11 protein-coding genes are annotated in these 15,481 nt (G+C 67.4%); 7 read left to right on the top strand and 4 right to left on the bottom strand.

Translation table 11 applies throughout. The annotated features are described in order from the left end of the window. Positions 1-2: 2 nt before the first annotated feature. The 5 genes from CKW34_RS14085 to CKW34_RS14070 all read left to right on the top strand — a co-directional run bounded on the left by CKW34_RS14085 (position 3) and on the right by CKW34_RS14070 (position 5,819). Positions 3-1,685 carry an NADH-quinone oxidoreductase subunit M gene (locus tag CKW34_RS14085; protein WP_059381039.1) on the top strand — a complete coding sequence of 561 codons (1,683 nt, stop codon included), beginning with the start codon at positions 3-5 and terminating at the stop codon, positions 1,683-1,685. Next, positions 1,682-3,286, top strand: a complete 1,605-nt coding sequence (gene nuoN, locus CKW34_RS14080) for an NADH-quinone oxidoreductase subunit NuoN (protein ID WP_059381040.1) — start codon at positions 1,682-1,684, stop codon at positions 3,284-3,286. Before CKW34_RS14085 ends, nuoN begins: the two co-directional genes overlap by 4 nt. A gap of 67 nt (positions 3,287-3,353) precedes the next feature. Further along, the gene (gene msrA / locus CKW34_RS14075) at positions 3,354-3,875 is read left to right on the top strand and encodes a peptide-methionine (S)-S-oxide reductase MsrA (protein ID WP_059381041.1); all 522 of its coding nucleotides are present in this window, start codon (positions 3,354-3,356) and stop codon (positions 3,873-3,875) included. A 123-nt stretch (positions 3,876-3,998) separates the two neighbouring features. Beyond that, positions 3,999-4,145, top strand: a complete 147-nt coding sequence (locus CKW34_RS24330; RefSeq protein WP_155418930.1) for a hypothetical protein — start codon at positions 3,999-4,001, stop codon at positions 4,143-4,145. A 78-nt stretch (positions 4,146-4,223) separates the two neighbouring features. Then, entirely contained in the window at positions 4,224-5,819 is a 1,596-nt protein-coding gene (locus CKW34_RS14070) for an FMN-binding glutamate synthase family protein (RefSeq protein ID WP_059381042.1), read from the top strand. A 35-nt stretch (positions 5,820-5,854) separates the two neighbouring features. Here the strand turns inward: CKW34_RS14070 and CKW34_RS14065 are convergent, their stop codons facing one another. After that, complete coding sequence (locus CKW34_RS14065; RefSeq protein ID WP_229582074.1) at positions 5,855-7,267, bottom strand: WS/DGAT/MGAT family O-acyltransferase; 1,413 nt, start codon at positions 7,265-7,267, stop codon at positions 5,855-5,857. 348 nt (positions 7,268-7,615) lie between these two features. Between CKW34_RS14065 and CKW34_RS14060 the strand changes: the two genes are divergently transcribed. Then, positions 7,616-9,508: an alkyl/aryl-sulfatase gene (locus CKW34_RS14060; RefSeq protein WP_059381044.1), complete on the top strand. Its 1,893-nt coding sequence runs from the start codon at positions 7,616-7,618 to the stop codon at positions 9,506-9,508. 6 nt (positions 9,509-9,514) lie between these two features. Here the strand turns inward: CKW34_RS14060 and CKW34_RS14055 are convergent, their stop codons facing one another. The 3 genes from CKW34_RS14055 to CKW34_RS14045 all read right to left on the bottom strand — a co-directional run bounded on the left by CKW34_RS14055 (position 9,515) and on the right by CKW34_RS14045 (position 13,032). Continuing rightward, positions 9,515-10,498, bottom strand: a complete 984-nt coding sequence (locus CKW34_RS14055; protein WP_059381045.1) for a TIGR00341 family protein — start codon at positions 10,496-10,498, stop codon at positions 9,515-9,517. Positions 10,499-10,571: 73 nt separating this feature from the next. Continuing rightward, positions 10,572-12,365: an ABC transporter ATP-binding protein/permease gene (locus tag CKW34_RS14050; RefSeq protein ID WP_059381119.1), complete on the bottom strand. Its 1,794-nt coding sequence runs from the start codon at positions 12,363-12,365 to the stop codon at positions 10,572-10,574. Between the two features lie 124 nt (positions 12,366-12,489). Next, positions 12,490-13,032: a potassium channel family protein gene (locus tag CKW34_RS14045; protein ID WP_059381046.1), complete on the bottom strand. Its 543-nt coding sequence runs from the start codon at positions 13,030-13,032 to the stop codon at positions 12,490-12,492. Between the two features lie 129 nt (positions 13,033-13,161). On the opposite strand from CKW34_RS14045, the gene ppsA reads away from it, so the two are divergent. Beyond that, entirely contained in the window at positions 13,162-15,447 is a 2,286-nt protein-coding gene (gene ppsA / locus CKW34_RS14040; protein WP_059381047.1) for a phosphoenolpyruvate synthase, read from the top strand. Positions 15,448-15,481 lie beyond the last annotated feature (34 nt).

The raw sequence follows: 15,481 nt of genomic DNA, 5'->3' as shown, positions 1-15,481 counted from the left end.
TGGTGACCACCGTTCCCTGGTTGACGATCCTGTGGGTGCTCCCGCTGCTCGGCGCCGCCGTGATCGCGGCTCTACCCGCTCGCCGGGGTCCGGCCGTCAGGTCGATCGCCCTCGCGGTGTCGATCGCCGTTCTGGTGGTCGCGGTCATCGTCGCCGTCGGATTCGACCGCGGGGGAGAGCGTTTCCAGTTCGTCGAATCGCACGACTGGATCCCCTCCTTCGGCGCCGGCTATCGGCTCGGCGTCGACGGCATCGCCCTGGTACTGGTCCTGTTGACCGCCGCGCTCGTGCCGTTGCTCCTGGCTGCCGGGTGGCACGATCATCGGGCCGCTGACGAGGAGGGCGACGCGGCCCGCCCGCGTTCGGCGCACACCTACGTGGCGCTGATCCTGCTCGTCGAGTCGATGGTGCTCGTGTCGTTCACCGCCCTCGACATCCTGCTGTTCTACGTCTTCTTCGAGGCGATGCTCGTCCCGATGTATTTCCTCATCGGCGGGTTCGGTTCCCCGGGGACACCGCGCGCCGACCGGGCACGTGCCGCCGTGAAGTTCCTGCTGTACAACCTGCTCGGTGGACTGGTGATGCTCGCCGCGTTGATCGGCCTGTACGTGGTCACCGCCCGGTCCGGGCTTGGGGAGAGCGCGGGAGTGGGCACCTTCGACGTCCGGACCGTCACCGCCGCCGCCGTCGCCGGCGATCTCGACGCGACCCCTGCCGTGCTCGGCGCACTGTGCTTCGGTTTCCTCGTCGCCTTCGCGGTGAAGGCCCCGCTGTGGCCGCTGCACGGCTGGCTGCCCGACGCGGCGGTGCGGACCACGCCGGTCGCGGCGGTGCTCATGATGGCCGTGGTCGACAAGGTCGGAACCTTCGGCATGTTGCGCTACTGCCTTCAGTTGTTCCCCGACGCCTCGGTGACCTTCGCGCCGGTCGTGGTGACCCTCGCCGTCATCGGCATCGTCTACGGTGCCGTGCTCGCGATCGGCCAGACCGACGTGATGCGCCTGATCGCCTACACCTCCATCTCGCACTTCGGGTTCATTGTCCTCGGCATCTTCGCGCTGACCGCACAGGGGCAGGCCGGCTCGACCCTGTACATGGTCAACCACGGGATCTCCACGGCCGCACTGTTCCTCATCGCCGGTTTCCTCGTCTCGCGACGTGGCGACCGCACCATCGCGGCCTACGGCGGGGTGCAGAAGGTCGCCCCGGTCCTCGCCGGAACCTTCCTCGTCGCGGGACTGGCGACCCTGTCCCTGCCCGGACTCGCACCGTTCGTCAGCGAGTTCCTGGTCTTCGTCGGCACCTATCCGCGCTATCAGGTGGCCGCGGTGATCGCGACACTCGCGCTCGTGCTGTCCGCGCTCTACGTGCTGTGGCTCTACCAGCGCATGATGGGCGGACCCGTGCGCCTGCCCGGCGGGGACGACGGTGACGACGGCTCCGAACCCACGCGCAGGCTCTCCGATCTCGTGCCGCGTGAGATCGCGGTGGTCGCGCCGCTGATCGCGCTGCTGCTCGTTCTGGGGATCTATCCCAAACCCGCGCTCGACGTCATCACCCCCGCGGTCGACGACACGCTCGTCTCGATCGACATCTCCCGGCCCGAACCGGTGGTGCCCGCCGAGCGGCCCGTCGCCGAGAGTGGTGTACCCGCCCGTGGTTCCGAGGAAGGTGAAGCCGAATGAACCCCTCCGAGGGCATCGTCGTTCTTGCCGCATCACTTCCCGCCCCGGCGATCGACTACGGACTGATCGCACCGATCCTCATCGTGTTCGCCGCAGCCGTCGTCGGTGTACTGATCGAATCCTTCGTGCCGGCCTCGGCACGTTATCTCGCCCACGTGGTCCTGACGACGGTCGCGCTGGTCGCGGCGTTCGTCGCGGTGATGATGCTCGCGGGAACCCGCGCGACCACCCTGTCGGGGGCGGTCGTGATCGACGGACCGGCACTGTTCCTGCAGGGATCGGTCCTGATCGTGGCGTTGCTGTCGGTCGCGCTCGTCGCGGAACGGAGTATCGAACAGGTTCGTACGCACTCGGTTCCGCACGCCGCGGTCGGTGCGCATCTCGATGCGTTCGCGCCCCAGGCGTCGGCGATCCCGGGTACCGCGGCAGAGCGGCAGGCACTCGCGGCGGGCGGCGCGCGCACGGAGGTCTTCCCGCTCCTGCTGTTCGCGGTGGGCGGGATGCTCGTGTTCCCGGCCTCGAACGACCTGCTGACGATGTTCATCGCACTCGAAGTGCTGTCGCTGCCGCTGTACCTGCTGTGCGGACTGGCGCGGCGCCGCCGGTTGCTCTCCCAGGAAGCGGCACTGAAGTACTTCCTGCTGGGCGCGTTCTCGTCGGCGTTCTTCCTGTACGGGGTGGCGATGCTCTACGGCTACGCCGGGACCGTCCACCTCGGTGGGATCGCCCTGGCGATCGACGCCGGTGCGGGCAACGAGACCACCGCGCTCGTCGGGGTGGGTCTGCTGGCCGTCGGGTTGCTCTTCAAGATCGGGGCGGTGCCGTTCCATTCGTGGACACCGGACGTCTACCAGGGGGCACCGACCCCCGTCACGGCGTTCATGGCCGCCGCGACCAAGATCGCCGCGTTCGGTGCGCTGCTGCGTGTGCTCTATGTCGCGGTTCCCGGCGCCGCCGACCAGTGGCGTCCGATCCTGTGGGCCGTCGCGATCGCGACGATGGTCGTCGGCGCGGTCCTGGCGGTGACACAGAACGACATCAAGCGCATGCTCGCGTACTCGGCGATCAGCCACACCGGATTCGTGCTCACCGGTGTCGTCGCCGGAACCGTGTCCGGGGTGTCGTCGACGCTGTTCTACCTGCTCGTCTACGGCATCGGGACGGTCGGGGTGTTCGCCGTGGTGACGCTCGTCCGCGACCCGGACGGCGAGGCATGGGAGTTGTCGCGGTGGGCCGGTGTCGGGCGGCGCTCCCCGCTGCTCGGCGGGGCGTTCGCGCTGTTCCTGCTGTCGCTCGCCGGCATTCCGCTCACCAGCGGATTCATCGCGAAATTCGCAGTCTTCGGCGCCGCGATCGAGGGCGGTGCGGCTCCGCTCGTGATCATCGGTGTGCTGGTCAGCGCGGTCGCCGCGTACTTCTATGTGCGGGTGATCGTGCTGATGTTCTTCACCGACCCGACCGACGACGCCCCGCGGCTCGCGACCTCGACCGTGGCGACGAGCGCGGCCATCGCATTCGCGGCGGTGGCGACGGTGCTGCTCGGCATCCTGCCGCAACCCGTCCTCGACCTCGCCGAGCGGGCGGCCGTGTTCGTGCTCTGACCACCAACGGGGTGCGGGCCGGGAATGTCGCGACCGTCGTATCGGTTCCACCTGCCGAGGAGGCGTAATGACCGATACACGCAAGGCGATTCTGGCAGGTGGATGCTTCTGGGGCATGGAGGAGCTCATCCGGAGGCAGCCCGGGGTGGTGTCGACGCGGGTCGGCTACACCGGTGGGCAGAACGATCACCCCACCTACCGCAACCATCCGGGGCACGCGGAGTCCGTCGAGATCGTCTACGACCCCGCACGCACCGACTACCGGGCGCTGCTCGAGTTCTTCTTCCAGATCCACGATCCGACCACCCTGAACCGGCAGGGCAACGACATCGGGGCGTCCTACCGTTCTGCGATCTTCTACCTCGACGAAGAGCAGAAGCAGGTCGCGGTGGACACCATCGCCGACGTCGAGGCGTCCGGCCTGTGGCCCGGCAAGGTGGTCACCGAGGTGACTCCCGCGAGCACCTTCTGGGAGGCCGAGCCCGAGCATCAGGACTATCTCCAGCGGTACCCGAACGGGTACACCTGCCACTTCCCGCGGCCGGGCTGGAAGTTGCCGAACAGCCGCGTCGCCGACTCGGCGAACTGAGCTGCGCGCACGGGGGCGTTCCATCCGAACGGCCCCGTGCCGCCGGCAGCGGTTCCTCGTCGGTGTTTCCGCGCGTCCGTATCGTGGAAGTACGGTTCGGAACGACACGCGGAGGAGTGCTCGATGGGAATGTTCGGTAAGGCGATGAAGAGCGCCGCCGCGGTCAAGGCGATCCAGATCGTCCGACGTGAGGCGGCCAAGCCGGAGAACCAGCGCAAGGCCAAGGAGATGCTCGCCAAGTTGCAGCAGAAGCGCGGCGGCTCGCGCTGATCTGCCGGTCGGGCGGCGAGTGTGGTCACTGCTGTCCGACATGTGTGTCCCGCCGGGTAGGCGGAGAGAAGGTGAACCGTGCTGCGGTTCTTCCTCGTCGGATTTCTGGGCCTGACCCTGGTTCTGGTCGGTGTGATCGCCGCCGTCGGAGGGTGGGTCTGGTGGGTGCTGGTCGTCCTCCTGACGTTTTTGCTGCTGGTCGGAATCTACGATCTCGTGCAGCGTCGGCATTCGGTGCTGCGCAACTATCCGGTGCTCGGCCACATGCGATATCTGCTCGAGAGCGTGCGTCCGGAATTGCAGCAGTACTTCGTCGAGCGGAACTTCGACGGCCGCCCCTTCGACAGGGACGTGCGCACGGTCGTCTACGAACGCGCCAAGGGTATCCACGGCGAACTGTCGTTCGGCACCGAACGCGACATCTACGAGGTCGGCTACGAATACCTCGTGCACTCGACAGCGCCGGTGCCCGAACCCGACGAACCACCGCGGGTGAGCATTGGAGGCCCCGACTGTACGCGGCCGTACTCGATGTCGCTGCTGAATGTTTCGTCGATGAGTTTCGGTGCGCTGTCCGCCAACGCGATCCGGGCGTTGAACCGTGGGGCGGCCCGAGGCGGATTCGCCCACGACACCGGTGAGGGCGGCCTGACGCCGTATCACCTCGAAGGCGGTGGCGACCTGGTCTGGGAGATCGGATCCGGCTACTTCGGGACGCGCGACCGCGACGGCAGATTCGACCCGACGGAATTCGCCGACAAATCCGCCCACGACCATGTCAAGGCGATCTCCCTCAAACTCGGCCAGGGTGCGAAGCCGGGCGTGGGCGGTGTTCTCCCCGCAGCGAAGGTGAGCGAGGAGATCGCACGTTATCGAGGTGTTCCGGCCCACGAGAAGTGCATCAGTCCCGCAGCGCACACGGTCTTCACCACACCGCGCGAACTGGTCCGTTTCCTCGCCGGTCTCCGCGAGCTGTCCGGAGGGAAGCCCGTCGGATTCAAACTCTGTGTCGGATCCCGCATCGACGTGCTCGCGATCTGCAAGGCCATGCTCGCCGAAGGGACGACACCCGATTTCGTCATTGTCGACGGAGCGGAGGGCGGCACCGCCGCAGCACCCCTCGAGTACGAGGACAACGTGGGTCTGCCGCTCACCGACGGACTGATGACGGTCCACAACGCACTCGTGGGTACCGGATTGAGGGATCGAATCAGAATCGGTGCGAGCGGGAAGGTCGCGACCGGAAACGACATGGTCAAGCGGCTGATCCAGGGCGCGGACTACACCAACTCGGCACGAGCGATGATGATGGCGCTCGGATGCATCCAGGCGCAGCGGTGCCACACGAACAGGTGCCCGGTCGGTGTGACGACCCAGGACCCGAAACGCGCTCGCGCCCTCGACGTCGCGGACAAGGCGCTGCGGGTGCAGCGGTACCACGCGAGCACGGTGCGGCAGGCGGTGCAACTCATGGCGTCGATAGGTGTCGACGAGCCCGGCGACCTCACGACCGACATGCTTCGGAAGAAAGTGTCGCCGACCACTGTTCGCTCCTATACGGAACTCTACGAGTGGCTCGGCCCGGGTGAACTGCTCGCCGATCCACCCGCCACCTGGGCAGCGGATTGGCGTGCAGCCTCGCCGGATTCGTTCCGCTCCCGACCTCGCTCGTGACGGGGCCTCACCGGTGCTGATGCCGCGTTGCGGCGTCAGCCTGCACGGACGGACGCCTCGTCGGTGACCGGCACGAGGTCGAAGGCGTCCTCGAGGGCTCCGAGGGCCGTGTCGAAGTGGTCGAGCAACGGCCGGAGTTGCGGCAGGCTGCGACTGCACGAGGTGAGACCGAACGCGATGGCGTCGTCGGTGCTCGTACACGTGATGTTCAGCGCCTGACCGTCCACCGGTACGGACAGTGGATACACCGCATCCACACGAGCTCCGTTCCAGTACAACGGATCCGGCGACCCCGGCACATTCGAGACGATGACGTTGAAGGGCGGTCGCGGGAGCGCGCGATTGCGTGTGAGGATTCCCACCGCCAGCGGCGCGACGCCGAGTGCGCTCGCCGCCAGCCGGGACAGGGGGGACATCCCCTGCATGGAGGCCTTGCCCTCCGTCGTCGACGCCGACACCCTGGCCAGTCGATCGGCCGGATCGGCGAGATCCGTACCCAGATCCGCCATCAGGACACCGACTTCGTTTCCGGCACAATCCTTGTCGGGTCGAAGACATACCGGCACCATCGCCACGAGCGACTTGTCGGGTAATGCCCCCTGCTCGCTCAGGAAGGCGCGCAGTGCTCCCGATGACATGGCCAGGACGACATCGTTGACGGTCGCGTCGGCTGCTCTCGCCACGGCGCGCAGGCGAGCCAGCGGCCACGAACGCGCGGCGAACCGGCGCGTGCCCGAGATGGGCACGTTGATCACGGTGTTCGGTGCGGCGAGCGACAGCGATCCGCCTACGCCACGCAGTGCCCTGTTCACGGTGCCGGCCAGTGCGGGCACGAAGCCGGTGACCTCGGACGTCGCGGTCCGCACCACCTGCATCGCTGCCTCGGGAAGATCGAGTGCGGTCCCGGACGAGTGGTGCCGGCCCGGCGTGTCGAACGGCGCCCACGGCGCCGGCATGCCGGGCCGCTCGGCGTCCGGGCTCAGGGCGCGGCGCAGCAACTTCATCGCGCCCACACCCTCGGCGAGGGCGTGGTGGATCTTGGTGTAGACGGCGAGCCTGCCGTCCGCGAGGCCTTCGATGACGTGTATCTGCCACAAGGGCCGGCTCCGGTCGAGCAGCGTGCTGTGCAACCGGGAGACGAGATCCCACAGTTCGTCGAGCCCGCCGGGCTGCGGCAACGCGTTGCGTCGTACGTGGTAGCCCAGGTCGAAGTTCGCGTCCTCTTCCCAGGCCCACTGGCCGAAGGTGCCCAGGGAACGGACCGCTCGCTTACGCCACAGTGGGGCGACCTCGTCGTCCTCTGCGGTGGCGGTGAACAGTGCTCCCAGGTCCGCGGCGGTCGTGCCTTCGCGGGGCCGGAGAAGGATCAGCCCGCCCACGTGCATCGGATGATCGCGGGACTCCCCGAGGAGAAACATCGAATCGGTGGGCGACATGGGTGGACGCATCGGCACATTTCCTCCGCCCGGATCGCCGGGCAGTTCCTGACGAGGCCCCCTGCTGCCCCGCCGACATGTGCGTCAAACCATGACCCCCGTCACAGGATTATGACGCGACACAACTAATACGCGATGCCGGGCCGGATCGCCAAGTCCGAACGCCCCGATTCCGGCCGAATCGGGAATTGTTGTCCGATTTGCGAATTCCGAGTGGTCGGTCTCGATGCTGCCGGGCGATCTCGGCGGAAGCCGTGACTCCGGAGTGCCTGCAGAAATACAGTCGAGGGCAGAAACGGAAATCACGAACTCGACACTCCACGCTGTGCCGGGTCCTGCAGATCACCCGGAAGGATCGCGATGTCCGACCCATCGGCCGACATGCCCGCCGCAGGCCGGATCAGACAGGCGGATCTATCACTGCCCTTCTCGGACGTCCAGGATTTCGACGACGTCGATCGCGGCTTCATCGCGGCTCTCGAACCCGGGATTGTGAGGAACACCGATGGCGACGTCGTGTGGGACAGCGATTCGTACGCATTCCTCGAAGGCGACTGCCCGCCGACGGTGAATCCGAGCCTGTGGCGGCAGTCGCGACTCTGCGCGCGGCAGGGTTTGTTCGAGGTCGGTGACCGCATCTACCAGGTGCGTGGTCTCGACCTGTCGAACATGACGCTCGTCGAGGGCGATACCGGCGTGATCGTCATCGATCCGCTGATCTCCGCGGAGACCGCTGCGGCGGGTCTGGCGCTGTATCGGGCGCATCGCGGTGACCGTCCGGTAACCGGGGTGATCTACACCCACAGTCACATCGATCATTTCGGTGGCGTCAAGGGTGTCACGAGGGTCGAGGATGTCGAAGCCGGGCGATGTCCGGTCCTCGCGCCGGCCGGATTCGTCGAACACGCCGTCGCGGAGAACGTGTACGCAGGCACGGCGATGGGCCGTCGCGCCGCCTACATGTACGGGGCGGCGCTGCCGCGAGGTCCTCGCGGTGCCGTCGGTGCGGGACTGGGGCCGACGACCTCGACCGGCACACCGACCCTGATCACTCCGACGATCGACATCGAGCACACGGGGCAGGCAGAGACCGTCGACGGAGTCGAGATCGAGTTCCAGATGACACCGGGCACCGAGGCCCCGGCGGAGATGAATTTCTACTTCCCGCAGCTGCGGGCCCTGTGCATGGCGGAGAACGCCACCCACACCCTGCACAATCTGCTGACGCTGCGCGGGGCGCTCGTGCGGGATCCGCATGTGTGGTCGCAATACCTGACCGAGTCGATCAACCGGTTCGCATACCGCTCCGACGTCCTGTTCGCCTCGCACCACTGGCCGACCTGGGGCACCGAGCGCCTGACCGAGTATCTGTCCCTCCAGCGGGACCTGTACGGCTACCTGCACGATCAGACGCTGCGGGCGATCAACAGAGGGGCCACGGGAATCGAGATCGCCGAGTCGATCGAACTGCCACCGGCGATCGAGAAGGTATGGCACACGCGCGGCTACTACGGCAGTGTCAGCCACAACGTCAAAGCGATCTACCAGCGGTACATGGGTTGGTTCGACGGCAATCCCGCGCATCTGTGGGAGCACCCTCCCGTCGAATCGGCGATGCGGCACATCGAGTTCATGGGCGGCGCCGATCAGGTCCTGGAAAAGGCGCGCCGGTCTTTCGAGGACGGCGACTTCCGCTGGGTCGCGCAGGTGCTGAACTACGTGATCTTTGCGGACCCCGACAACGCGCAGGCCAAGGCGCTGCAGGCGGACGCGCTCGAACAACTGGGCTTCGGTTCCGAGAACGGCACCTGGCGGAACTTCTTCCTCATGGGCGCCTACGAACTCCGCCACGGTGCGATCGGCACTCCCACCGTCACCACCGCCCCGGACATCGTCGGTGCGCTCACGATCGACCAGATCTTCGACGCACTCGCATTACGCGTGGACGGACCGCGCGCATGGTCGACGACGCTGACGATCGACTGGAACTTCACCGACGAGAACAGCGTGCATCGCACTCGGCTGTGCAACGGACTCCTGGTGCACTTCGACACCGACGGATCGCTGCCTGCGCCGGACACCACCATCACCCTGACCCGATCGCTGCTCATCGCGGTGCTGCTCGGCGGTGCCGATCCGGCATCGCTCGTGGCGGACGGCAGCATCACCGTCGACGGGGCGGACGGCGTGCTCGCGATGCTGGTGAGCGTGCTGGACGAACCCGATCCGGACTTCGCGATCGTCACTCCCTGACGTTCCTCACTCCGGTTCGACCCGTTCGATGTTGGCGCCCACGGTGTGGATGACCTGCAGGGTGGGATCCCAGGGGAGCACCGCATCGACCGCGGCGTCGAGTTCGTCCAGGGGCGGTAGCTCGGCCGGGCCGAGCACGGAGACGACCACCGTGGTGCCGTGCCAGTCCACGCCGGTGACCTCCGCACCGGGTGCCCCGTCGAGCCACTGCGTGGCCTGCGCCGAGATCTGCCGTGCCCACAACGACGCCATCGAGTTGACGACCATCGGCACCGCGACGACGACCAGGGCCACCGCGAGGACGGCATACGCTCGTCGCCACCGGTGCCGGACCGTCTCCGCAGCCTCCCGGTAATAGCCTGCGGCGACGAGAACCACTGTGGCCGTGATGATCAGCGCGACCACGTTGGATGCGAACAGCACGAACGCGCCGAGCGCGAGTGTCGGTGCCCCGGAGCCGAGGCAGACACCGACCACCGCGAGCGGAGGCACCAACGAGATCGCGATGGCGACCCCGGGCAGGACGTCCCCGACATCGCGGCGTGTCACCGCGATCGCCCCGACCAGTCCGGTCGCCATGGCCGCCGTCAGATCCATCAGCGTCGGCGACGTGCGACCGAGAACCTGCGAATTCGACAGGACGTTGCCCGGGTTCGCGAGCACCTGGGCGAAGACGACCCCCAGGAGGACCACCAGGACGATGCCGCCGAGGATTCGGGCGACGCTGCGTGCGATCAGCGCACCGCGTCCCACCGCGATGCCCAGGCCGACCCCCAGGATCGGGGTGGACAACGGTGCGACGATCATCGCCCCGATCACGGTGGCCGTCGAATCACTGACCACCCCCGCCACGGCGATGATCGCCGAGAGCGTGAGCATCGTCCAGAACGCCGACCGCTTCGCCTGCCGATCGCCGACCGACAGATCCAGACGCTCGTCGAGTTCGGTCAGGCTGCGTCGCTGGGACTCGGGCACAAGAGTGTCGAACATTCAGCACCTCCCGGAAGAGTCGTCGGGTCCGGCCGGACCCGACACCGTGGCACCGGCTGTCGACGAGCGGGGATCATCGCGACTTCTCCAGGTCGGAGACCACCCAGCGTCCTTCACCGCGGAGTTCGAGGACGCGGTCGTGGAAGGCGTCGAGAGTGCTCCGATGCCCGACACTGACGATCACGGCGTCCGGCAGTGCCTCCCGCATCGTCCGGTACAGCGTGTGCTCGAGACCCTCGTCGACCGCGGCGGTGGCTTCGTCCAGGAACACGATCGCCGGGGACGACAACAGGATGCGCGCGAACCCGAGCCGTTGCTGTTCACCGGGGGAGAGGGTGCGCGCCCAGTCGGCCTCCACGTCGAGTCGATCGGCGAGATGCCCGAGCGCGACCGTCTCGAGCGCCGTGCGTATCGCCGCGTCGTCGTGGTCCGTCGCGCGGGGATAGGCGACGGCCTCGCGCAGGGTGCCCAGCGGTAGATAAGGGTCCTGGGACAGGAACAATCCGTCACCGACCGGCCGGTCGACCTCACCGCGCGCATACGGCCACAGCCCCGCGATCGTGCGGAGCAGGGTGGTCTTCCCACTGCCCGACGCTCCGCGCACCAGCAGCGCCTCGCCCGCCTCGACACCCAGCGACAGATCCGTGACGAGCGGGTCACCCGCCGGGGTCTCCACCGACAGATCCGTCAACTCCAGCCGATCCTCCCGCGCCCGCACCGAGACCGAGGGCAACTCGGCGGCCTGATGCGTCGTGTCGAGCAATCCGTTCAGACGGATCGTCGTCGCGCGGAACGCCGCGAACTCGTCGTACGACTCGCGGAAGAACGACAGCGAGTCGTGCACCTGCCCGAACGCGTTGCTCGTCTGCATGACATCACCGAGGGTCACCTGGCCGGCGAACAGACGGGGACCCTGCACGAGGAACGGAAAGATCACCGCGGTCTGGTTGACCGCCAGGTTGAAACCGTTGAACTTCAGCGTGCGGAACACGATGCGCCACCAGTTGCGGATCACCGCGGCGAACCGCGCGAGCAACCCACCGCGTTCGACGCCCTCACCCCGGTAGAACGCGATGGATTCGCCGTACTCGCGCACCCGCACGAGCGCGTACCGGTAGGTCGCGCCGAGCTTCTCGTTCAGGAAGTTGAGCACGATCAACGGACGGCCGATCCAGAACGCGACTGCTGTGGTGACGAGAACGTAGACGATCACGAGAAAGACCATCGCGCGGGGGATCTCGGTACCGAAGATCGTGATCGGTCCGGACAGATCCCACAGGATTCCGGTGAAGCTGACGATCGACAGCACCGCCGTCACCGCTCCCATCGACAGCACCCGCGTGGTGGTGACGAAATTCGTGATGTCGACCTGGATGCGCTGATCCGGATTGTCGACCGGCGACGAGACGAACCGATCCTTGTAGAACGAACCCGACTCCAGCCAGTCGTCCACGAGGCGTTCGTTCAGATGTGTCCGCCACCGGATGTCGAGGGTCTGCCCGAGGAGGTAGTCGACGAGCGCTCGCACCACATGGATCGTCGCCAGGATCGCGAAGACCCGCATGAAACGCCAGAAGGCCGACTCGTCCAGATTCTGGATCGCCGTATAGAAGTCGTTGTACCAGTAGGAGAACAACACGTTCATCCGCACGGCGAACACCGTCAGCAGCAACACGATCGCGGCCAGGGCAAGACCGCCGGCACCGTTGCGCGGGTCGAAGAAGGACGCGGCGATACGCCACCACTGGCGACCCCAGCGCGTGAACCGCACGATCGCGGCGATCACAACGACGAAGGCCAGGGCGGTGATCGCAAAGGCTTTCGCCATCCACATGACGCTGTCGACGACGACGGTTCCCCAATCCAACATGTCGGCCTCCGACAGGCATCAGTGGAGTCGCATCCCTACAGTCGCATCCCTACAAGGATCACCCTGCAGGCCGCAGCAGGAATACGAAGTCGCGGAATCCGGTGGCCGGAATCCGAATCGTTCACCCCTCGGTGTCACCGCGACTGCGCCGCCGCCACTGCACCGCGGCCGCGAGCAACCGGATCCCGACGGCGAAGAAGACCAGGTTCGCCACCATCTGCACCGACACCACAGCGCGCGCAGCCTCGGACTCGGCGGAGATGTCCCCGAAGCCCACCGTGGCGAAGACGGTCAGGCAGAAGTAGATCGCATCGATGCGGGACAGCGGCTCGGAGAAGTTGTCCGCGGCGACGACCGACATCCGCAGATAGACGGTCGCGAACAGCACGAGATGCAGGGACACGACGCTGATGAGCGCCTCGATCGCCTGCACCGCCGGATACTCCGCGGCGAGAATCCTGTGGACCTGCCACCCGCCGACGAGCAGTACCACCACGCCGCCCCCGACGAGGAACAGCACGTCGGACAGGCCGGTGACCTGATCCAGGGGAACCACGAAATACACGCTGACCAGCACGAGCGCGGTGAGTGCAGGTCGCGCCAGCGCAGCCAGGATCAACCGTCTCCGCTCCCGCGGATCAGGTGTGCGCGGAGGATCGGCCACGGTCGTCCCCGTCCCGGAATGATGACCTTTGCCCCTACGGTATCGATCGGGCCGGGGCGACGATGGGAAGACCGAGTATCCGATCCGGCCCGGAAGGTCGACGCGGGCGGGGAGTGTGGGGAGTCGTCGATGACCGAACACGAACTGTGGGTCCGACCGATCGCGGAGGTGGGCGCCGCCGACGCGCCGACCGTCGGTGGCAAGTCCGCGAACCTCGGAGAGCTCACCCGCGCAGGCTTTCCGGTACCGCCGGCGTTCGCCGTCACCACCGCCGCCTATCTCGACGCGATGGACGCAGCCGGCATCCGATCCCGGCTGGCCGCCGAGGCCGTGCCCGACCCCGACATCGACGACGCCACCCTCATCCGCACCTCCGCGGAACTCGCCGCCCTGGTGACGGGTTCGACCGTCCCGGCCGGGATGCGCGCGGCGATCGTCTCCGCCTACGAGAGCCTCGGTCCCGACGTGCCGGTCGCGGTGCGGTCGTCGGCTCCCGCAGAGGACGCCTCCGACACGTCGTTCGCCGGGATCCACGAGTCGTACACGAACATCATCGGTGCGGACGCGGTGATCCGCGCGGTGCAGGCGTGCTGGGCCTCGTTGTGGTCCGAACGCGCCCGCACCTACCGAGGGTTGCGCGGGGTGACCGACGAACCGTCCATCGCGGTGGTGGTCCAGGTGATGGTGAAGTCCGAGTCGTCGGGCGTGGCCTTCACGGCCGACCCGCGCACGGGCGAACTCGATCGCATCGTCATCGAGGCAGCTCTCGGTCTCGGGGAGGTCGTCGTCGGCGGGCAGGTCGAACCCGACACCTATGTCGTTGCGAAGGACGGCTTCGAGGTGCTCGACGTGCATCTCGGCCATCAGGAGTTCCGCATCACCTCCACCGACAGCGGGGACAGTCGCGTCGCCGTCGATCCCACGCGCCGCACCCGGGTGCTCGACGACGATCAGCTCCTGCGCGTCGCGCGCTTGGCCGCCGGAGTCGAGGAGCACTACGGGCGCCCCCAGGACCTCGAATTCGCGTTCGCGAACGACGAGTTGTGGATCGTGCAGACCCGCCCGATCACCACGCTCGATCAACCGGCGACGCCCGCCCCGTCCGGAAACGGCGAGGCACGAGCGTTGCTGACCGGTCTCGGTGCCGGCCCCGGGACGGCGACCGGCCGAGTGCGGGTGCTGCACGAACTGGTCGACGGGAAGAAGCTGAGCGACGGCGAGATCATCGTGGCGCCGATGACCAGACCCGACTGGTTGCCGATTCTGCGCCGCGCCGGCGGCATCGTCACCGACGGTGGTGGTATCACCTGCCACGCGGCCATCGTCGGACGCGAACTCGGCAAGCCCGTCGTGGTCGGTGCACGTACCGCCACCAAGGATCTGAAGGACGGGCAGCTGATCACCGTCGACGGCAACGCCGGTGTGGTGTTCGACGGCGCAGTCCACACGGCGGAACGGCCCGTCGCGACGGTATCCGCGTCTGCGGCGTCGGCCGTCGCCGCCGAAACCGTTACGGCCACAGCGGTCTACGTCAATCTCGCGACTCCGGATGCCGCGGAGTCGGTCGCCGCGACCGATGTCGACGGCGTCGGTCTGCTCCGTGCCGAGTTCATGATCACCGAAGCGCTCGCGGGCGAACACCCTTCGCACATGATCGCGCAGGGACGCCGCGACGAGTACGTGGAGAAGATGGCGGGTGGCCTGGCGCGGATCGCGGCGGCGTTCGCCCCGCGTCCGGTTGTGTACCGCGCGATCGACCTGCGCAGCAACGAATTCGCCGATCTCGAGGGTGGTGAGGTCGAACCCCACGAAGAGAACCCGATGATCGGTTACCGCGGGTGCTTCCGGTACATCCGGGATCCGGAACTGTTCTCCCTGGATCTCGATGTGCTGCACCGGGTTCGGAGCACACACCCGAACGTGCATCTGATGATCCCGTTCGTGCGCACCCGCTGGGAGCTGCGGGACTGCCTCGCCCAACTCGACCGGCATCCGCTCGGTTCCGACCAGCGCATGCAGCGCTGGATCATGGCCGAGGTCCCGTCGGTCGTCTATTGGTTGCCGGAATACGCGAAGCTCGGCATCCACGGCGTGTCCATCGGAACCAACGACCTCACGCAGTTGATGCTCGGCGTGGACCGGGACTCGGAGGTGTGCAAGGACCTGTTCGACACCCTCGACCCGGCGGTGCTCGACGCGATCGACCACATCATCGAGCGCGCCTCCGCCGCGGGACTGACGACGTCGCTGTGCGGTCAGGCCGTGTCGACGAGCACCGAACTCGCCGAACATCTCGTCCGGCGCGGCATCACCTCCGTGTCGGTCGCGCCCGACGCAGCAGCGCAGACGCGGCGAACGGTCGCGCGAGCGGAACAACGCATCCTGCTCGACCGCGCCCGGCGCGCCGGGACATGACCGGCGGGGAACCGTCCTTCGTCAGGGGCGCCGC

Source organism: Rhodococcus rhodochrous (assembly GCF_900187265.1).
GTDB lineage: Bacteria > Actinomycetota > Actinomycetes > Mycobacteriales > Mycobacteriaceae > Rhodococcus > Rhodococcus rhodochrous.
The sequence above is the reverse complement of the archived record's forward strand: the minus strand, read 5'-3'. Positions and strand labels throughout refer to the sequence as shown.

Excerpts from the sequence above, each read along its gene's own strand:
- ppsA (WP_059381047.1), top strand. The coding sequence starts at position 13,162 with ATGACCGAACACGAACTGTGGGTCCGACCGATCGCGGAGGTGGGCGCC.
- CKW34_RS14055 (WP_059381045.1), bottom strand. The coding sequence starts at position 10,498 with ATGTTCGACACTCTTGTGCCCGAGTCCCAGCGACGCAGCCTGACCGAA.
- CKW34_RS14060 (WP_059381044.1), top strand. The coding sequence starts at position 7,616 with ATGTCCGACCCATCGGCCGACATGCCCGCCGCAGGCCGGATCAGACAG.
- CKW34_RS24330 (WP_155418930.1), top strand. The coding sequence starts at position 3,999 with ATGGGAATGTTCGGTAAGGCGATGAAGAGCGCCGCCGCGGTCAAGGCG.
- CKW34_RS14065 (WP_229582074.1), bottom strand. The coding sequence starts at position 7,267 with ATGCGTCCACCCATGTCGCCCACCGATTCGATGTTTCTCCTCGGGGAG.
- nuoN (WP_059381040.1), top strand. The coding sequence starts at position 1,682 with ATGAACCCCTCCGAGGGCATCGTCGTTCTTGCCGCATCACTTCCCGCC.
- msrA (WP_059381041.1), top strand. The coding sequence starts at position 3,354 with ATGACCGATACACGCAAGGCGATTCTGGCAGGTGGATGCTTCTGGGGC.